The 18,720-nt window shown below is 70.0% G+C and carries 17 protein-coding genes and 2 tRNA genes; 13 read left to right on the top strand and 6 right to left on the bottom strand.

Features of this window, described 5'->3' with window-relative positions; genetic code table 11:
- Positions 1-142: 142 nt before the first annotated feature.
- From RM446_RS03745 to RM446_RS03730, 4 genes are all read left to right on the top strand, one after another.
- A complete protein-coding gene (locus RM446_RS03745; RefSeq protein WP_311543663.1) occupies positions 143-1,246 on the top strand; it encodes a PP2C family protein-serine/threonine phosphatase in 1,104 nt (367 codons plus the stop codon).
- 147 nt (positions 1,247-1,393) lie between these two features.
- Positions 1,394-2,737: a magnesium transporter gene (mgtE, locus tag RM446_RS03740; protein WP_311543662.1), complete on the top strand. Its 1,344-nt coding sequence runs from the start codon at positions 1,394-1,396 to the stop codon at positions 2,735-2,737.
- A gap of 129 nt (positions 2,738-2,866) precedes the next feature.
- Positions 2,867-3,133 carry an antitoxin gene (locus RM446_RS03735; RefSeq protein ID WP_311543661.1) on the top strand — a complete coding sequence of 89 codons (267 nt, stop codon included), beginning with the start codon at positions 2,867-2,869 and terminating at the stop codon, positions 3,131-3,133.
- Between the two features lie 116 nt (positions 3,134-3,249).
- Positions 3,250-4,158 (top strand): IS5 family transposase, encoded by a 909-nt coding sequence (locus RM446_RS03730; RefSeq protein ID WP_311543660.1) that lies wholly within the window; start codon positions 3,250-3,252, stop codon positions 4,156-4,158.
- Positions 4,159-4,264: 106 nt separating this feature from the next.
- Here the strand turns inward: RM446_RS03730 and RM446_RS03725 are convergent, their stop codons facing one another.
- Positions 4,265-5,068, bottom strand: coding sequence for an ABC transporter ATP-binding protein (locus RM446_RS03725; RefSeq protein ID WP_311543659.1), 804 nt, complete (start codon positions 5,066-5,068; stop codon positions 4,265-4,267).
- A gap of 144 nt (positions 5,069-5,212) precedes the next feature.
- Between RM446_RS03725 and RM446_RS03720 the strand changes: the two genes are divergently transcribed.
- The gene (locus tag RM446_RS03720; protein ID WP_311543658.1) at positions 5,213-5,848 is read left to right on the top strand and encodes a (2Fe-2S) ferredoxin domain-containing protein; all 636 of its coding nucleotides are present in this window, start codon (positions 5,213-5,215) and stop codon (positions 5,846-5,848) included.
- Positions 5,849-6,016: 168 nt separating this feature from the next.
- On the opposite strand, the gene RM446_RS03715 is transcribed toward RM446_RS03720, so the two are convergent.
- From RM446_RS03715 to RM446_RS03700, 4 genes are all read right to left on the bottom strand, one after another.
- On the bottom strand, positions 6,017-7,648 hold the full coding sequence (locus RM446_RS03715) for an MDR family MFS transporter (protein ID WP_311543657.1): 1,632 nt from the start codon (positions 7,646-7,648) through the stop codon (positions 6,017-6,019).
- A 104-nt stretch (positions 7,649-7,752) separates the two neighbouring features.
- Positions 7,753-8,388: a TetR family transcriptional regulator gene (locus RM446_RS03710; RefSeq protein WP_311543656.1), complete on the bottom strand. Its 636-nt coding sequence runs from the start codon at positions 8,386-8,388 to the stop codon at positions 7,753-7,755.
- A 241-nt stretch (positions 8,389-8,629) separates the two neighbouring features.
- A complete protein-coding gene (locus RM446_RS03705; protein WP_311543655.1) occupies positions 8,630-10,522 on the bottom strand; it encodes an ABC transporter ATP-binding protein in 1,893 nt (630 codons plus the stop codon).
- Between the two features lie 337 nt (positions 10,523-10,859).
- Positions 10,860-11,363, bottom strand: coding sequence for an adenylyltransferase/cytidyltransferase family protein (locus RM446_RS03700; RefSeq protein ID WP_311543654.1), 504 nt, complete (start codon positions 11,361-11,363; stop codon positions 10,860-10,862).
- A gap of 198 nt (positions 11,364-11,561) precedes the next feature.
- Between RM446_RS03700 and RM446_RS03695 the strand changes: the two genes are divergently transcribed.
- From RM446_RS03695 to RM446_RS03685, 3 genes are all read left to right on the top strand, one after another.
- Entirely contained in the window at positions 11,562-11,999 is a 438-nt protein-coding gene (locus RM446_RS03695) for a DNA-binding protein (RefSeq protein ID WP_311543653.1), read from the top strand.
- Between the two features lie 150 nt (positions 12,000-12,149).
- Positions 12,150-12,593, top strand: a complete 444-nt coding sequence (locus RM446_RS03690) for a hypothetical protein (protein WP_311543652.1) — start codon at positions 12,150-12,152, stop codon at positions 12,591-12,593.
- A 387-nt stretch (positions 12,594-12,980) separates the two neighbouring features.
- Positions 12,981-13,358 carry a hypothetical protein gene (locus tag RM446_RS03685; RefSeq protein ID WP_311543651.1) on the top strand — a complete coding sequence of 126 codons (378 nt, stop codon included), beginning with the start codon at positions 12,981-12,983 and terminating at the stop codon, positions 13,356-13,358.
- Between the two features lie 244 nt (positions 13,359-13,602).
- Here the strand turns inward: RM446_RS03685 and RM446_RS03680 are convergent.
- Positions 13,603-13,673 (bottom strand) — tRNA-Gly (locus tag RM446_RS03680).
- Positions 13,674-13,786: 113 nt separating this feature from the next.
- On the opposite strand from RM446_RS03680, the gene RM446_RS03675 reads away from it, so the two are divergent.
- The 5 genes from RM446_RS03675 (at position 13,787) to clpX (ending at position 18,640) form a co-directional block, all read left to right on the top strand.
- Positions 13,787-13,861: transfer RNA gene (locus RM446_RS03675), tRNA-Pro, on the top strand.
- A 226-nt stretch (positions 13,862-14,087) separates the two neighbouring features.
- A complete protein-coding gene (tig, locus tag RM446_RS03670) occupies positions 14,088-15,521 on the top strand; it encodes a trigger factor (protein ID WP_311543650.1) in 1,434 nt (477 codons plus the stop codon).
- A gap of 309 nt (positions 15,522-15,830) precedes the next feature.
- Positions 15,831-16,400 (top strand): ATP-dependent Clp protease proteolytic subunit, encoded by a 570-nt coding sequence (locus RM446_RS03665; RefSeq protein WP_311543649.1) that lies wholly within the window; start codon positions 15,831-15,833, stop codon positions 16,398-16,400.
- A gap of 47 nt (positions 16,401-16,447) precedes the next feature.
- Positions 16,448-17,107, top strand: coding sequence for an ATP-dependent Clp protease proteolytic subunit (locus RM446_RS03660; RefSeq protein ID WP_311543648.1), 660 nt, complete (start codon positions 16,448-16,450; stop codon positions 17,105-17,107).
- Positions 17,108-17,359: 252 nt separating this feature from the next.
- Positions 17,360-18,640 (top strand): ATP-dependent Clp protease ATP-binding subunit ClpX, encoded by a 1,281-nt coding sequence (clpX, locus tag RM446_RS03655; protein WP_311543647.1) that lies wholly within the window; start codon positions 17,360-17,362, stop codon positions 18,638-18,640.
- Positions 18,641-18,720: the final 80 nt, after the last annotated feature.

Raw genomic sequence — 18,720 nt, 5'->3', positions numbered from 1 at the left:
CATACTGGAATGTGCGGGATTGTATACGGGAATCGGTATGTCAGCTGGGGGAATATCGGTTGGTCCCATACCGGGGCCAGCGGCACCGGCGCAGCAGGGGCGGCGTGCCGGGGACGGCCGTGCGCGCTACAGTGCGGGCACAATGAACGCCAAGCCCACCGCCCGCGCCCTCCGCCATGTGCGCTCCCTGTGGCAGCGCGTGGTGGCGCTGCTGCGGCGCAAGGTGCTCTTCCGCTACCGGCTGGTGCTGATCACGTTGGTGCTGCTGGCGGTCGGCATCGGCGTGGGCGCGGTGTGGGGACCGTCCGGATGGTTCCCGCCCAGCGCCGTAATCGTCACCGTGGTGGCCGGCGGCCTGCTGCTCAAACGCAAGAGCTTGGCGTTCCTGCTGGCCGTGGACGCCGCGGTGCTGCTGTTCACCGCCTTCAGCCTGGACTTCTCCCAGGTGGGCCCCGGACTGCTGGTGACCATCGGCGCGACCGCGGTGGTGGCCTACCTGCTCTCGGGCGTGCGCGAGCGCCTGGGCATGCAAGGGCTGAGCGGGGAGCGGATGCTGCTGGAGCTGCGCGACCGGCTGTGCGCCCAGGGCGAACTGCCCGCCCTGCCGCACGGCTGGGGTGGGACCGCGGTGCTGCGCCAGGCCGGCGGCTCCTCCTTCGGTGGCGACTTCGTCGTCTCCATGCGCCAGGGCGACCGCCTGGAGGCCGCGGTGGTCGACGTCTCCGGCAAGGGCGTCGACGCCGGCACCCGCGCCCTGCTGCTATCGGGCGCCTTCAGCGGCCTGATCTCGGCGGTGCCCAGCGGCGAGTTCCTCGCCCACTGCAACGACCACCTCATCCGCACGGCCCTCGGGGAGGGCTTCGTGACGGCGGTCCACCTGAGCCTGGACCTGGAGAGCGGCGACTACCTGCTCGCCTCGGCCGGCCACCCGCCGGCGATGCAGTTCGACTACGGCGCCGGGCGGTGGTCCTCCACCGAGGCCAAGGGTGTCGTGCTGGGCGTGATGCCCGAGACCCGGTACACCCCGGTCAAGGGGCGGCTGCGCCCCGGCGACGCCATCATGCTCTACACCGACGGGCTGATCGAGACTCCCGGCGAGGACCTCGACGCCGGGGTGGACCGCCTGCTCGGCGCCGCCGACACCGCCGCGCTCCAGGGCTTCGGCGCCGGCGCGGAGACCATAGTCAACTCGCTCAGCAAGGGCAAGAACGACGACACCGCGCTCGTGGTCATCTGGCGCGACTGAGCCCGCCGCGGGCGATGTCCCCCACCGCCCGCCCGCGGCGGTAGGGTCGTCGTGTTCCCCGGGCAGACGAGTGGTGCCTCGTTGCCGTGTCCAGAGGCCCCCGCGCCCCAGCGGAGTTTTCGCGTTCGTCAGGAGGGGGTGCTCAGCATGGCCGAAGACGACTCCGCCGCGGAGCTGACCGAGCTGGTCGAAGCCAACGACCTCACCGGCATCCGGTTGTGGCTGGCCGAGCACCAGCCCTACGAGATCGCCGACGAGCTGGAGCGCGTGCCCAGTCATATAGCCCTGGTGCCCTTCCGGCTCCTGGACAAGGACCGCGAGCTGGAGGTCTTCGAGGAGCTCGACCCGGTACACCAGCAGGAGATCCTGCTGGGGCTGCGCGCCACGGCGTTCCACGAGCTGCTGGAGTCGATGGACCCCGACGACCGGGCGCGGCTCATCGGCGAGGCCCCCGCCAAGATCGCCACCCGCGCCCTGGCCGGCCTCAGTCCTGCCCAGCGCAAGATGACCGCGGCCCTGCTGGGCTACCCGGAGGGCTCGGTCGGGCGCTACATGACCCCCGAGACCGTCATCCTGCACCGCGACCTCACCGTCGGGCGCGCCCTGGAGGTGGTGCGGGCCAACGGCGCCGACGCCGAGACGGTCTACACGCTGCCGGTGGTCGACGACGGCCGCCGCCTGGCCGGCACGGTGCAGCTCAGCGACCTGGTGATCAGCGACGACGAAAGCCTCGTCAAGGACATCGTCGACGTGCTGGTGCCGCGGGTGAGCGCCACCGAGCCGGCCGAGGAGGCCGCTCGGCTGATGCAGCAGGCCAATATGGTCGCGCTGCCGGTGGTGGACTCGGAGGAGCGCTTCGTGGGACTGCTCACGTTCGACGACGCGCTGGAACTGATCGAGGCGGCCGACTCCGAGGACATCGCCCGCCAGTCCGGCGCCAGCCCGGTGGCCGGTCACTACGTCGCCGCGGGCGTCGTGCGCCTGGCCCGTGCACGATCGGTGTGGCTGCTGCTGCTGATCGTCGCGGCCACGCTGACGGTCAACGTCATGCAGGGCTTCGAGGCGACCTTGGAGCAGGTGACCGCGCTCGCTCTGTTCGTGCCGATGCTGACCGGGACGGGCGGCAACGTGGGCTCCCAGTCGGCCACCGCGATCGTGCGCGCACTGGCGGTGGGCGAGGTGCGACTGCGCGACCTGCCCAAGGTGGCCTGGAAGGAGTCGCGGGTCGGCCTCCTGCTGGGGCTGATGCTCGCCGCGATCGCGATGCTCATCGGCACGGCGCTGGTGGGCGCGCGCATCGCGGTGGTCGTCGCGGTCTCGGTGATCGCCATCTGCACTTGGGCGGCGGTGATCGGCAGCACGATGCCGCTGCTGGCCCGCCGTGTGGGGGTGGACCCGGCGGTGGTGTCGGCGCCGCTGGTCTCGACGCTCGTCGATGCGACCGGGCTGCTGATCTACTTCACGGTGGCGCGGCTGATCCTCGGCGTGTGACAGGGACCGCGGCGGCGAACGGCCGGCGTGCGCGCCCCACCGGAGCCGACGGTTGCGGAAACGCCTGTGCAGGAGGAATAACGCGCCGCTGACCGGGTATCGCGGAAAGCGACCGGACAAGTCCGCGACGTGTCCGAACAGGGGGTGCGCGACATGTCCGAAGGCAGCGCGTTCGACAGGCTGAAGCGCAAGGTCGGCGAGCAGAGCGAGAGGATCGAGCACGGCGTCGACAAGGTGAAGGACTTCGCCAAGCAGAAGACCGGCGGCAAGTACGACCACAAGATCGACAAGGCCGGGGACAAGGCGACGGAGTACCTGTCCGACGACGAGAAGCAGAACCGGAAGCAGGACGGTTCCGGCGAACAGGGCGGCTCCGGCGATCAGGGGCAGCGCTAGGCCCTGTTTAAAAAGCCCGGGTTGATCGGGGCTGCCCGGCATGTCGGGACTGCGCACAAGCGAGGTCTCCGGTAAATGGGACAACGACCAAGCAGCCCATATACACGGAGACCTCGGTGGCCAGGGTACCGATCGGAGGACGCAAAGACCTCACCGACAAGCAGTGGCGGGTCCTGCAACCGCTGCTGCCCCCGCGTCCCGGAGGCGGGAGGCCGCCGACATGGACACGGCGCCAACTGCTGGACGGCATCCGCTGGCGCACCCGCGCCGGTGTGCCCTGGCGCGACGTTCCCGAACGCTACGGCCACTGGCAGTCGGTCTACCACCTGCTGCGGAGCTGGCAGCGCGCCGGGATCTGGGCGCTGATCGCGGCCAAGCTGCGGGGCTGGTCCGATGCCGCCGGGCTCATCGGCTGGACGGTGGCGGTCGACTCCACGACCTGTCGTGCCCACCCGCACGCCGCCGGGGCGCGCCGCAGTCCCGGCCGCCAGGCCGAGCCGCCCGGCGACGAACCCGGCGACCACGCTCTGGGGCGTTCGCGCGGTGGGTTCTCCACCAAGCTCCACCTGGCCGGCGAGCAGCACCGCAAACCGCTGTCGGTGGTCCTGACAGCCGGCCAGCGCGGCGACAGCCCGCAGTTCGCGCGGGTTCTGGAGCGCATCCGTGTGGCCCGCACCGGGCCGGGGCGCCCGCGTATCCGGCCTGAGCGGGTGTTGGCCGACAAGGCCTACTCCTCGCGGGCCAACCGGGCCTACCTGCGGCGGCGGAAGATCTCGGCGACCATCGCCGAGCCCCGCGATCAGCGGTGCCATCGCAAGGCGAAGGGGTCGGCGGGCGGCCGGCCGCCGAGGGTGGACCGGGAGGCCTATAAGCAGCGCCATGCCGTGGAGTGCGGGATCGGGCGGCTCAAGCAGTTCCGCGCGGTGTCCACCCGCTTCGACAAGCTTGCCCTGCGCTACGAGGCCACGATCCAGGTCGCAGTGATCGACATATGGTTGCGGGACCTCGCAGCGACACCTTCTTAAACAGGGCCTAGGCGCCCGTCGCCGTACCGCGGCGGTCGCGGACCACGACCCGCCGTCCGCGGCCGCGTCGTGTGCGCGGCCGCTCCCGGACCCGGGCAGAGCCGGCTCAGGCGGGCGCGTCGTCGGCCCGCGCGCTCCACCGGCCGCCGCGGCGCTCGATGGCGATGGGGTGGTCGAAGCAGGCGGTGACCGGCTTGGTGGCCAGCGTGTCCGTGGCCTCGCCCGACGCGACGACCTGGCCGGAGCGCAGCAGCAGGGCGTGCGTGGTCGAGGCGGGCAACTCCTCCAGGTGGTGGGTCACCAGCACGGTGGCCAGCTCCGGGTGCTCGCTGCGCAGGTCGTCGATGCCGGTGATCAGCTGCTCGCGGGCGGCGACGTCGAGCCCGGAGGCCGGTTCGTCGAGCAGCAGCAGTCGTGGGGAGGGCATCAGCGCGCGGGCGATCAGCAGCCGGCCGCGCTCGCCCTGAGAGAGCGTCGGCCAGGTGTCGTCACGCAGCGCTCCCACGCCCATCGTCTCCATGAGGGCGTCGGCGCGGGCCGCTTCCTCGGGGGAGGGGCGCCAGCGCGGCGGCGGCTCGATGCTGCCGGTGGCGCCGGTCAGCACGATACCGCGACCGCTCAGCGCGGAGCGCAGGTCGTGGCGCGGGTTGACGTGGCCGATGTGGCGGCGCAGCTCGCGGACATCGGTGCGTCCGAGTCGCCGGCCGAGCACCTCGACGGTGCCGCGGGTGGGGTGCTGCTCGGCGCTGAGCAGGCTGAGCAGCGTGCTCTTGCCGGCGCCGTTGGGTCCGAGGAGGGCCCAGTGCTCTCCGGGGCGGACGAGGATGCTGACCTGGTCGAGGAGCTTCTTGCCGGAGCGGGCGACGTCGACGCCTTCGGCTGCGAGGACGGGCGAGGTCGGGGAGGTCACCGGTCCAGGGTAGCGGCGTGCGGCGATGCCGGCGGCGCGACCTCTGCCTGAAATGTCTGGATACCGTGGTGTCGACGGCCGCGCTCCGCGAACCCCCGGAGTCGCGGACGGCCACCGCCGCCGGCCGAGGAGGAGCAGACACCGGTGACCCCGACAGGCCGACCCTGCCGCCTGATCGTGTGCCGCGGCTGCTGCTGCGGTACGACCGAGAAGCGGCCGGGCGTCGACCACGAGGGCCAGCTGAAACGGCTGAGCGGCCTGCGCGACGGCGCGGGGCGCGATGTTCCCGTGCGCACGAGCACCTGCCTGGGGCCGTGCTTCCAGGCCAACGTCGTGGTCGTACAGCCCTCGACGGAGGGGCGCGAGGGGGGTGGGCGCCCGGTCTGGCTCGGCGAGTTCACCGAGGACCGGCTGATCGACGACCTCGACGACTGGATCCGCGCGGGCGGGCCCGGAACCGCGGCGCTTCCGGAGTCCCTGGCGGAGCGTGTCACGTCCAAGGACGCCAAGAAGCCGAAGAAGCCGAAGAAGTCCAAGAAGGCGAAGAAGGACAAAAAAGACAAGCAGGCCAAGAAGGCCGAGAAAGACGGCAAGGCCAAGGCCCGGAAGGTCAAGGACAAGAAGGGCAAGGCGAAGGGGAGCCGCGGCGAGGCCGCCGGGACGGATAGAGCGGCGGCTCCGGTGGATGCGGAGAGCGGCACGGAGGACGAGAAGCCCGCGAGGGACGGGCAGGCGAAGAAGGCCAAGAAGGCCAAGAAGTCCAAGAAGGCCAAGCGGTAGTCTCCCGCCGGAACGCCCTGCCCGCACGTCCCGACCCGGTCGGACGTGCCCCTCGCGAGAAGAGATGCGGGGCGGCCGCGTGCCCGGCGTCCGCCCCGCATCCGTTCGCGGGTCCGCTGCGGCGCCTCCGGCCGTCCGCAGCGGACTCCCACCCCGCGGCTCCCGCAGCTAGTCGCCGACCGGGGCCGCGGCGGGCTTCGGCGCGCTCTCGGCGCCGCCTTCCCCCTCGCCTCCGCTGGCGCCCACGGTGGTGGCCAGTGCCTTCTCGCGGATGAAGAACGCCAGCACGAATCCGAACAGCACGACCGGCACCCCGTAGATGAAGATCGGCGGCAGGGCGTCGGCGAAGGCGTGCACGATCAGCTGCTGGGCCTGCTCGGGCATCCGCTCCAGCATGTCGGGGGTGAGCGAGCTCAGCCCCGCCCCGCCGCCTCCGGCCTGCAACTGCGACCCGGCGGCGGGCATGTCGGCCACCTCGTCGTTGAGCCGGCTGACGAAGATCGAGCCGAACACCGCGATGCCGAGCGAGGCGCCGATCTGGCGGAAGTAGTTGGTGGCCGAGGTGGCCGTGCCCAGGTAGCGCTGCGGCGCCGAGTTCTGCACGATCAGCACCAGGTTCTGCATCACCATGCCGACTCCCAGGCCGAGCACCAGCATGGCCGACGCGTTGTACAGGTAGGACGTGTCGGCGTCCATCCGCGAGAGCAGCAGCAAACCGGCCATGATCACCGCGGTTCCGGCGATCGGCCAGACCTTGTAGCGCCCGGTCCGGCTGATGATCTGGCCGGTGGTGATGGTGGCGGTCAGCATGCCCGCGACCATCGGGATCATCCGCAGGCCCGACTCTGTGGCGCTGGCGCCGTTGACCATCTGCAGGAACGTCGGCAGGTAGGAGACCGTGGAGAACATCGCGATCCCCACGGTGATGCCCACCAGCGAGGTCAGCACGAACTCGCGGTCGGCGAACAGGCGCAGCGGGATGATGGGCTCGTTCGCGTGGCGCTCCGCGAGCACGAACAGTGCAGCGGCGACGGCCGCGCCGGCGCCCAGGCCGATGATCACCGGGCTGGACCAGTCGTACTCGGTGCCGCCCCAGCTGCTGACCAGCACCAGGCACACGCTGGCCGCGGCCAGCAGCAGCGTGCCCGCGTAGTCCAGCCTGGGGCGCGGGCCCGACGGCCGGGGCAGCTTCAGCACGATGCTGGTGACCAGCAGCGCGGCGGCGCCCAGCGGCAGGTTGATGTAGAAGATCCAGCGCCAGGAGAGGTGGTCGGTGAACACCCCGCCCAGCAGCGGGCCGGCGACCGACGCGAGGCCGAAGACGCCGCCGATGAGGCCCATGTAGCGACCGCGGTCGCGGGCGGAGACGATGTCGGCGATGATGGCCTGCGCGCTGATCATCAGCCCGCCGCCGCCGATGCCCTGCAGGGCGCGGAAGAGGATGAGCTGGTTCATGTCCTGGGCGATGCCGCACAGCACCGAACCCGCGAGGAACACGATGATGGCGAACTGGAACACGACCTTGCGGCCGAAGAGGTCGCCGGCCTTGCCGTAGATCGGCATCCCGACGGTGGCGGCGAGCATGTAGGCGGTGACCACCCAGGATAGGTGCTCCAGGCCGTTCAGTTCGCCCACGATGGTCGGCAGGGCCGTGGAGACGATGGTCTGGTCCAGGGCGCCGAGCAGCATCGTCAGCATGACCCCGAAAAAGACCCACATCACCTTGCGCCGCGGCAACGGCCCCCCGGAGTCCTGCTCCGTTGCGGGACCGGGCGGCTGCTGCCCCCGAGTCGATGTCATCGGCGGATTCTCTCGCTTCCCCTGGTCGGATCTTGTGTGGACGGCGGACGCCCCCGCCAGGCAGGGGCGTCGGCCGCCCGCTGCGTGTGAGACCGGTGCGTGTTCTAGGCAGCCGGGCGGAACGTGCGCCGGAGCGCGTCGAAAGCCTGGTCGAACAGTCCGCGGAGCTCGGACACGTCGTCCCGGGCGCCCGCGGAGCCCTCGGAGGCCGCGTGGGTGTGCAGGCGGCGCATGGAGAAGCGCATGGCGGTGATCCCCAGCGACGCGACGATCTGCGGGCGGATGTCATCGGAGTCCTCGCCGAGGCGCTCCGCGACGCTTTCGCCCACGTACCGCTCCATGTCGGCGAAGGCGGCCATGACCCGCGGCGCCAGGTGCGGTTCGTGCTGCACGAGGCGCTTGCGTTCGTGGACGTCGGCGAGCCGCTGGCCCAGGTCCTCGGCGTCGGAGCCGGCCAGCGGGGAGATCAGGAAGATCTTCAGGTCGTCCAGCAGGTCGCCGGTGGGGCCGCGGGCGACGAAGATCGCACGGGCCTCGTCGTCCGGGCGCGGCGGACCGTCCCCGACGATCGCCTCCTCCTTGGAGGAGAAGTAGTTGAAGAACGTGCGCTTGGAGACGTCTGCCGCGGCGGCGATGTCGTCGACGGTCACGTGCTCCGAGCCGTGTTCGACCGCCAAGCGGACCGCCGCTCGCTGGAGCGCGCGCCGCGTGGTCGCCTTCTTGCGCTCGCGCAGGCCCATCGGTCCACCCCCTCGGTCGAGTGCCGGATGCTCTCTACGTCGTCTCCTCAATCATTGCACTATATGAAAAAATGCGCAAAGTGAATTAATGCGTGACGTGTATCTCTCTGTCCGTGTGTGTCCGGACCCGGTGCTGCACGGTGGCGGCGCGCGGCGGCCGACGGGGCGCACAGGCGCATGCACCGGCAGCGGCCTCATTCCGCTCGGCGGAGGCGCGGGGCCGCTGCGGGGCGCTGAGCGCTCAGGCGCGCGTGGCGGCGGCGCCCCGCTCCTCCTTCTCCTGCGAGGCGAACTGGGTCCGATACAGCGCCGTGTAGAGGCCGCCCTCGCGCAGCAGCTCCTCATGGGTGCCCCGCTCCAGAATCCGGCCGTCCTCCAGCACCAGGATCTGGTCCGCCTCCCGCACGGTCGCCAGCCGGTGCGCGATCACCAGCGACGTGCGCCCGGCGAGCGCGGTCCGCAGCGCCTCCTGCACCGCCGCCTCCGACTCCGAGTCCAGGTGCGCGGTCGCCTCGTCGAGCACCACCACCGACGGCGCCTTGAGCAGCAGGCGCGCGATCGCCACCCGCTGCTTCTCGCCGCCGGAGAGGCGGTAGCCGCGGTCGCCGACCATCGTGTCCAGGCCGTCGGGCAGGTTGGCCAGCAGGCTCTCCAGCTGCGCGGCGCGCATGGCCTCGACCAGCTCCTCGTCGGTGGCGTCCGGGCGCGCATAGCGCAGGTTGGCCCCGACGGTGTCGTGGAAGAGCTGCGGGTCCTGGGTCACCACGCCCGTGGCGTCGCGCAGTGAGCGGTCGGTCGCCTCGCGCAGGTCGACGCCGCCGATGCGCACCGAGCCCTCCAGCGGGTCGTACAGCCGCGAGACCAAGTGGGTCAGCGTCGTCTTGCCGGCGCCCGAGGGGCCCACCAGAGCGACGAGCCGGCCGGCCTCGGCGGTGAAGGAGACGTCGCTGAGCACCTGGGTGTCGGCGGTGGACTCGGCCTGCGGGGTCAGCTCCAGCGACTCCAGGGACGACTCGTCGGCGGTGGGGTAGCGGAAGGTGACGCCGTCGAACTCCACCGAGAGCGGGCCGTGGGGCAGGTCGCGGGCGTCGGGGCTCTCCGCGATCATCGGCTCCAGGTCGAGGACCTCGAAAACGCGGTCGAAGCTGACCAGCGCCGTCATGATCTCGACGTGCACGTTCGACAGCGCCGTGATGGGCGCGTAGAGCCGCGTGAGCAGGGTCGTCATGGCGACGAGCGTGCCCAGTTCGAATGCACCGCCGATGACCAGGTTGCCGCCGACGCCGTAGACCACCGCGGTGGCCAGCGAGGTGATCAGCCCGATCATGGTGAACAGCAGCCCGCCGTAGACCGCCTGGGCGATACCGACGTCGCGCACACGCGCGGCGCGTTCGGCGAATGCGTCGCCCTCCTCCTCGGGGCGGCCGTAGAGCTTGACCAGCATCGCGCCGCCGACGTTGAACCGCTCGGTCATCAGCGAGCTCATGCCGGCGTTGAGGTCCATCCCGTCGCGGGAGATCTCGGCGACCTTGCGTCCGATGAGCTTCGCCGGGAGCAGGAACAGCGGCACCAGCAGCAGCGCGATCAGTGTGATCTGCCACGACAGCAGGACCATCGTCGTGATCACGGCGACCGCGCTGATGAGGTTGGAGACGACCGATTGCAGCACCGACGTGATCGCGCGCTGGGCGCCCACGACGTCGGTGTTGAGGCGGCTGATGAGCGAACCGGTCTGGGTGCGGGTGAAGAAGGCCAGGGGCATGCGCTGGACGTGCCGGAACACCTGGGTGCGCAGCAGGTAGATGACGCCCTCGCCGATGCGCGAGGACAGCCAGCGGCTCGTCAGGCCGAGCCCGGCCTCGAACACCGCCAGCAGCGCGACTCCGACGGCCAGCATGGCCACCAGCGAGGTGTCCTGCTGCGATACGCCCCGGTCGATGATGGTCTTGAGCAGCAGCGGGTTGGCGACGACGATGCCGGAGCTGACGGAGGTCGCCAGCAGGAAGAACACGATCGCGCGCCAGTGCGGCCGGGCGTAGCCCGCGATGCGCCGGACGGTGCCCGGCGGCAGGCTGCTGCGCTTGGCGCTGCCGTCGTTGACCAGCGACCGGTAAATCGGGGGGCCGCCGCCCATACCGCCCGTCATCATCGCGCTACCCCGTTCCAATCCGTCTCGGCCGCACTCCCGACGCCTCCTACCGCAGGCCGCGGGATGTCGCGGGGGTGCTCGTACGGATGTGTCAACACCGTAGACACATACCTGCTTCCCCGCCGCTCCGCGCGGATGCGGGGGCGTGGGGAGGGTACCGGCCCGCCCGCGCGGCGCAGCGCGCCGGGCCTGATGGGCGAGCCGCGCGGGGAGCCGAAGGCGGCGCGGCGGCGTCCCGAGGACTTCTGGCCCTCGACCTCGGGGCTGCCGGACTCCTGGACTGGGAGCCCTGGAGTCCGGGAGTCTGGAAGCCGCTCGGAAGCTACAAGGACCCTGAGAGGCGGCTCAGCGCCGCGCTGGTCGACCGGCCCTGCGTCATGGGCATCTCCCACGCCTCGGTCCCGAGCGCGGCAGCGCCGCGTCGCTTGGCCTCGGTATGGGGGTCGCCGTCGGTGAAGGCCAGCGCCGTGATGCCCAGCGGACGAAGGAGGTCGGCGTAGGCGTCCCAGCTCGTGACATCGCCGGGGCCGGAGATCACGAAGACCCCGTCCACGCAGCTCAGCGCGGACAGCACCTCGGCGCGCTCGTCGTCGGGGTTCACCGGTCGGCCGGGGCCCTTCCACCCGCGCACACGCGCGTCGTCCTCGACCCCCACGACCAGGGGAAGCTCGGGCCGGCGCCGCCGCACGTCGGAGAGGAACCGGACGTGCCCGACGTGCAGCACGTCGAACGCGCCGGTGACCACGACAGGTGCGGCAGGCGAGTCGGGCCGGGAGAACCAGCGCATCGTAAGAGAGGGCACCTGCAGCGGATCGGGGTTCGTCATCACTCACCTTCACGGCCGGCACAGCTACCTCGGTCGGCTACCCATCCGGCTCCGCCCGCACAGACAACATATCCGCGCGGCCCGGTATTCCGTTGCAAACGAGACGTTCAAAGCGGTATGTTGAAAACATGGTGTTCAATGCGTCGTCCGACGTGTCGGACGCCAACCGACGCCTCCAAAAGATTCGGACGGGACCTCATGACCAGCAACAGCAACGACCCCGCGGCCGCCTTCACCTTGCCCCCGTCCTCCGCCGGCGCGGTCCGCCGCGAGCGCGAGTACACCGCCCTGTTCCACATCACCCGGCGCCACGCGGTCGGCGAGGCCCGCCGCCGCTGGGAGGAGGACACCATGGTCATGGAGCCGTTCGACGCCGTCCGCCGCGTTCACGACCTCGCGGCAGGCACCGCCTTCCGCGAACCGGGCGAACCGGAACTGGACCACACCGACGTCCACGCCGCCCTCACCCTGGCCCCGCGCACGCGCGCCGACCTCGACGCCCTGGAGTCGGGCCTGCTCACCATGGCCCGCGGCCGCGACATGACCTGGCACGAGATCGCCTTCGGCCTCGGTCTCAGCACGCCGCAGGCGGCCCGCCAACGGCACGTCCGCCTCAACGACAGAACGGCCGAGTGAGGCCGCTGCCGCGCGCCTCCGGAATCCCTCGTGCGATTGTCCTCCTTTGGGGAGACCGGTTCGCTGCGATGGTAGCCGCGCCGCTCCAGCCCGAGGAGGGTTGAAAGAGAGTGGCTTAGAAGCCGGAAAGGCATCGCGGAGGAGCCGCTAATGCGGGCGTGCAGGGGCGGGGCGATCATGGAGGACAAGGCGCACCCTCCCCGCATGCTGATCACCGCGCTGGTCCTAGGCGGCATCGGGGTCGTGATCGGCCTCATCGGCGGGTTCGGCGCGCTGCTCGTCGGCGGCCTCGGCTCGGCCTTCGAGATCGGGGGCCCGGGGAACTTCGTCGGACTCGCGTTCACCGCCGGGTTCATCGGCGTCGCGGCGGTCATCGGCGGCGCACTGGTGAGAGGTGCGTCCAAGACCGCCGCTCTGCTGCTTCTGGTCTCCGGTGTCGGCGGCTTCCTCGCGGTGTCGACTGCGTGGATGGTCGCCGGACCGCTGCTGATCGTCGGCGCGCTCCTCGCCTGGTTCGGCAGCGGTCACACGAGCGAGGAGACCACGCATCGCCCGCCCACCGAACCGAAGGGCGGCCCCGGAACGGAACCCTGATCGGGGACGCGGCACCGCACCTGCCGGGGAGCTCCCCTCGGGAGGGTCGACGGTTGCACGCCCGGCTTCGGGCCCATGAACGGTTCGGCGGTCACGCAGGCGCGATCTCCAGGAATACGGCTCGTCGACACAGATGCCGCCTCTGCCGCACGAACGGGGGAGCGCGGCCGCTTCCGCCCCTTGGGGATTGCTCTCCTTTGGGGAGACCGGTTCGCCGCCATGGTGTCCGCGCCGTTCTCGGCCGAGGAGGGTTGGGAGTGAGAAGCGAGTCTCCGGCCCGGAAACCGGAAGGAAGTCCCTCAGGCCGGCAGTGTCGAGGGCGCCCGATGCAGGCGGGCGGAGGCGGGGAGAGAGGCCGTCATGGCAAGCAAGGCAGGCGTTCCGGGAATGCTGACCACAGCGCTGGTCCTGGGCATCGTCGGAGGCGTATTCGGAATCATCAGCGCGCTGCTCGCGCTGCTGGCCGGCGGCCTCGGCGCGGCATTCGAGGCCGAGGGTTCCGGAGAGGTCGTCGGCCTCGGCTTCGCAGCGGTGTTCATCGGCGTTGTGGGAATCGTGGGTGGGGCATTGGCCAGAGGAGCGTCCAAGACCGCGGCCTTGCTGCTCCTCCTTTCCGGCCTCGGCGGCTTCATCGCGGTGTCGATGGCTTGGCTGGTCGCAGGCCCGCTGCTGATCATCGGCGCGTTCCTGGCTTGGTTCGGCCGTAGGAAGATGAGGGCGGCGAGGGCCCAGCGGCCGACGCCCGAACCGAATCCGGTGCTCTGATCGCGAAGCCCCACCGGTCGCAGTTCGCGGAGCCCGGCCGCGCCGGACGAGGGCGGCGCTCACTCCGGTGATCACGGTGCTGGACACGGGTTCGGCGTCGGAGCCGGACTCGTGCCCGCCGAACTCCTTGCCGACTACGGCTCGTGGGTGCCGATTCGTTCGCCCGGCGACCGCGCACGCACCCTCCACGACCAAGGGCCAGGCGCGCCGGTTCTCCCGGCTGACCTGGCCCTTCGGCTGTCAGAGCGGGCGACGGGAATCGAACCCGCATGGCCAGCTTGGAAGGCTGGAGTTCTACCATTGAACTACGCCCGCGTGGCGCCAGTGCCCCGGAGTTTCCTCTAGACTCTTGGGGCCGACGGAGACCAGACTACAGTCTTCGCAGCGCGGGTTGTGCCAAGTTTTCGCGCGCACCGGCGCGAGGTTCACGGGGAGTAGCGCAGCTTGGTTAGCGCGCATGCTTTGGGAGCATGAGGCCGCGGGTTCGAATCCCGCCTCCCCGACGAGAAGACTCGTGGCCCGGGCGTGTGCCGCGTGCGCCGTGAGGGCCGCTCTGACTGCCCTAGACTTGGCACGATCAGCAGGAAAACGTCAAAGCCAGGCTCAGGCCCCGCAGCTCGGTGACACAGCCTGCGCCGGCCTGCCGGTACGTCAGTCCGGTGGTCGGGGAGTGTGCCCTGCGTGCCGGGTCGTCCCGGAAAACTGCCGGAAATCTAGGAGTACCGCCCCGTGAAGACCGATGTCGAGGAGCTCAGCCCGACCCGGGTCAAGCTGACCATCGAGGTTCCCTTCGAGGAACTTGAGCATGCCTTCGACGTGACCTACAAGTCGCTCGCCAAGCAGGTGCGCATCAAGGGCTTCCGCCCCGGCAAGGCGCCCGCTCGGCTGATCGACCGGCACGTCGGGCGCGGAGCGGTGATCAGCGAAGCGGTGAACCACGCCGTCCCGGAGCTGTACAACGAGGCCATCCAGAAGGAGGAGATCTTCGCTCTCGGCCAGCCCGATGTGGAGGTCACCAAGCTGGAGGACAACGACGAGCTCGCCTTCACGGCCGAGGTCGACGTCCGACCCAAGTTCGATGTGCCCGAGTACGAGGGCATGCAGGTCACCGTCGACGACGCCGAAGCGACCGAGGAGCAGGTCGAGGAGCAGGTGAACAACCTGCGCGAGCGCTTCTCCACCCTCGTCGGCGCCGGCCGGCCGGTCCAGCAGGGCGACCACGTCTCCATCGATCTCTCCGCCTCCGTCGACGGCGAGCCGCTTGAGGACGTGCAGACCACGGGCCTCTCCTACGAGGTCGGCACCAACACCATCCTCGAAGGCCTCGACGACGCCCTTGAGGGCATGTCCGAGGAGGAGTCGGCCACCTTCTCCACCAAGCTCGTCGGTGGCGAGTACGAGGGCCAGGACGCCGACGTCACCGTCACGGTGCACAGCGTCAAGGTCAAGGAGCTGCCGGAGCTCGACGACGAGTTCGCGCAGATGGCCAGCGAGTTCGACTCCATGGAGGAGCTGCGCGCCGACATCCGTTCGCGGATGGCGCAGGTCCGCCGCCTGCAGCAGCTCAACCAGGGCCGCGACCGGGCGTTGGAGAAGCTGGTCGAGTCGGTCGAGATCCCGCTGCCCGACTCCGTGGTCGGCGAGGAGGTCGACCGCCGCAACCAGAGCCTGGAGCAGCAGCTCTCCCAGGGCGGTCTGAGCAAGGAGTCCTACCTGGAGTCCCAGGGCCAGTCCGAGGAGGAGTTCGAGCAGGAGCTCACGCAGGGCGCCACCTCCGCGGTCAAGGCCGGGTTCATCCTGGACCAGATCGCGATCGAGGAGGAGCTCTCTGCCGACAACAGCGAGCTCACCGAGTACGTCGTGGAGCAGGCCCAGCGCATGGGCGTCTCGCCCGACCAGCTCGCCAACCACCTCGTGGAGTCCAACCAGATCCAGGTGGCCTACACCGAGGTCGTCCGCGCCAAGGCGCTGGACCTGGTGATGGAGAAGGCCACCATCACCGACGAGTCCGGCAACGTGGTCGAGCGCGAGGCCGAGGACGAGGCCGGCGCCGGTGAGACCGAGTCGGCCGCCGAGGCCGCGGTCGCCGAGGGCGCCGAGGAGCTGGAGACCGAGGCCGACAGCCCCGAGGTCCGCGAGAGCGCCGAGGCCGAGCAGAAGTAGCCCGCTTGCCTCCCCCTCGCACCCGGGGAGAGGCACCGCGGTTGTTCCATCACGGGCGTTCGAGCCCCGCACCGCCCGCTCGGGTCGGCGCGGGGCTCGTTCGCTCTTCGCGGAAAGTCCAGGCAGGCGCCGCGGCCACCTGCGCTCAAAGCGAACAGGCCCACCAATCGTGCGAGCCTAACCGCAGCGGGCGTTAGTGTCGCAGGCGTCGCAACCGTTTCGAGTCCGGAGCAGGTGACGAGAGTGCCGCCGACCTTCAATGAGTCCCAGGGAATCGACGCCCGTACGCCCGAGTCGCCTATTCCCTCGATGTACGAGCAGACGTCTCAGCGCCTGCTGCGCCAGCGCATCGTCTTCCTCGGCCAGCAGGTCGACGACGAGATCGCCAACCGCATCGTGGGCGAGCTGCTGCTGCTGTCGGCCGAGGACCGCCAGCGCGACATCACGCTTTACATCAACTCACCCGGCGGTTCGGTTACCGCCGGCATGGCCATCTACGACGTCATGCAGTACATCCCCAACGACGTCCGCACCGTGGGGATGGGGATGGCGGCGTCCATGGGCCAGCTCCTGCTGTGCGCCGGCGCGACCGGCAAGCGCTACGCGCTGCCGCACACCCGCGTCATGATGCACCAGCCCTCCGGAGGGATCGGGGGCACCGCCTCCGACATCCGCATCCTGGCCGACCAGCTGCTGTACGTGAAGCGGATGTTCTTCGAGCGCGTCTCGCTGCACACCGGCCAGCCCAAGGAGCAGATCGAGAAGGACGCCGACCGCGACCGCTGGTTCACCGCTCAGGAGTCCAAGGACTACGGCTTCATCGACGAGGTGCTCGACGGAACCGTCGATGTGACCGGGGAGCAGTCGCAGGCCGGGTGACCGGCGAACCCATCCGTGTGGACAGGTGCACTGTGGAAGGCCAGAACATGACCGAGTACAACCCCAGCCCCTACGGCGGCGGCATGGCGCCGATGAGCCCGCAGAGCCGCTACATCCTGCCGTCCTACGTCGAGCGCACGTCGTACGGCGTCAAGGAGATGAACCCCTACAACAAGCTCTTCGAAGAGCGGATCATCTTCGTCGGGGTGCAGATCGACGACACCTCCGCCAACGACATCATGGCGCAGCTCATCACGCTTGAGCAGATCGACGCCGACCGCGACATCCAGATGTACATCAACTCCCCGGGCGGCTCCTTCACCGCCCTGATGGCCATCTACGACACGATGCAGTTCGTGCGCCCCGACATCCAGACGGTGTGCATCGGCCAGGCCGCCTCCGCGGCCGCGGTGCTGCTCGCCGGCGGGACCAAGGGCAAGCGCGGCTGCCTGCCCAACGCCCGCGTGCTGATCCACCAGCCCGCGACCGAGGGCACCCACGGCCAGGCCAGCGACATCGAGATCCAGGCGAACGAGATCATGCGGATCCGTGAGCAGATGGAGCAGACGCTGGCCCGGCACACGGGACAGACCCAGGAGCAGGTTTCCCGCGACATCGAGCGGGACAAGATCCTCACCGCCGAAGGCGCCAAGGAGTACGGGCTGGTCGACTACGTCCTGCCCTACCGCAAGACGTCCCTGAAGTAGGGGGCGCGCCGGGGCGGCGAGCGTCCGAGGCGGGCCGGCCACCACACGCCGTGCGACCGCTGTGTGGTGATGCCGGTCCGTTGCTTCGCTTAGTCTCGGAGAAACGACGCACAGATCGCCCCGCCCATCGTTCGCTCGAAGGGCATATCCTGCAGAAGCGGTAGCTTGCTCGAACACAGGGCACGTCATCCGCTTGCGCGGCACCGCCGGGTGGCCGATGACGGGGTGGCCTACGTTTTAAGGAGTGGCTGGGTGGCACGCATCGGCGACGGTGGAGACCTGCTGAAGTGCTCGTTCTGCGGCAAGAGCCAGAAGCAGGTGAAGAAGCTCATTGCCGGCCCCGGCGTCTACATCTGCGACGAGTGCATCGATCTGTGCAACGAGATAATCGAGGAGGAGCTCGCCGACTCCACCGAGCTCAAGTGGGACAGCCTGCCCAAGCCGCGCGAGATCTACGAGTTCCTCGACTCCTACGTGATCGGCCAGGAACAGGCGAAGAAGGCGCTCTCGGTCGCCGTCTACAACCACTACAAGCGCGTCCAGTCCGAGGGCGACCGCCCGCGCGACGAGGACGTGGAGATCGCGAAGTCCAACATCCTGCTGCTGGGGCCCACCGGGTCGGGTAAGACCCTGCTCGCCCAGACCCTGGCCAAGATCCTCAACGTCCCCTTCGCCATCGCCGACGCCACCGCGCTCACCGAGGCCGGCTACGTCGGCGAGGACGTCGAGAACATCCTGCTGAAGCTGATCCAGGCCGCCGACTACGACGTCAAGAAGGCCGAGACCGGGATCATCTACATCGACGAGGTCGACAAGGTCGCGCGCAAGAGCGAGAACCCCTCGATCACCCGCGACGTCTCCGGCGAGGGCGTGCAGCAGGCGCTGCTGAAAATACTGGAGGGGACCACCGCCAGCGTGCCTCCCCAGGGCGGGCGCAAGCACCCTCACCAGGAGTTCATCCAGATCGACACCACCAACGTGCTGTTCATCTGCGGCGGCGCGTTCGCCGGACTGGAGAAGCTCATCGAGTCCCGCGTCGGCAAGCAGGGCATGGGCTTCAACGCGGTCCTGCGGCCCTCGGCGGACAGCGGTGAGGACGCCTCCGACCAGTTCACCGACATCATGCCCGAGGACCTGCTCAAGTTCGGCATGATCCCCGAGTTCGTCGGCCGTCTCCCGGTCATCACCAGCGTGCACAACCTGGACCGCCAGGCGCTGATCCGCATCCTCACCGAGCCGCGCAACGCGCTGGTCAAGCAGTACCAGCGGCTGTTCGAGCTGGACAACGTCGAGCTGCAGTTCAGCGACGACGCGCTGGACGCAATCGCCGAGCAGGGCATCATCCGCGGCACCGGTGCACGCGGGCTGCGCGCCATCATCGAAGAGGTGCTGCTGTCGGTGATGTACGAGGTGCCCAGCCGTGAGGACGTCGGCCAGGTCATCATCACCCGCGAGGCGGTCCTGGAGCACGTGAACCCGACCATCGTGCCGCGGACCAAGCGGGGGCCCGAGCGCGAGGAGAAGAGCGCCTGAGCGCCTCCGCACCCACAGCCACACGGCGGCGGGCGGGTTCCCCTCGGGGGACCCGCCCGCCGCCGTTTCGTCTCGTCTCG

The organism is Streptomonospora wellingtoniae (assembly GCF_031845375.1).
Classification (GTDB): Bacteria; Actinomycetota; Actinomycetes; order Streptosporangiales; family Streptosporangiaceae; genus Streptomonospora; species Streptomonospora wellingtoniae.
The sequence above is the reverse complement of the archived record's forward strand: the minus strand, read 5'-3'. Positions and strand labels throughout refer to the sequence as shown.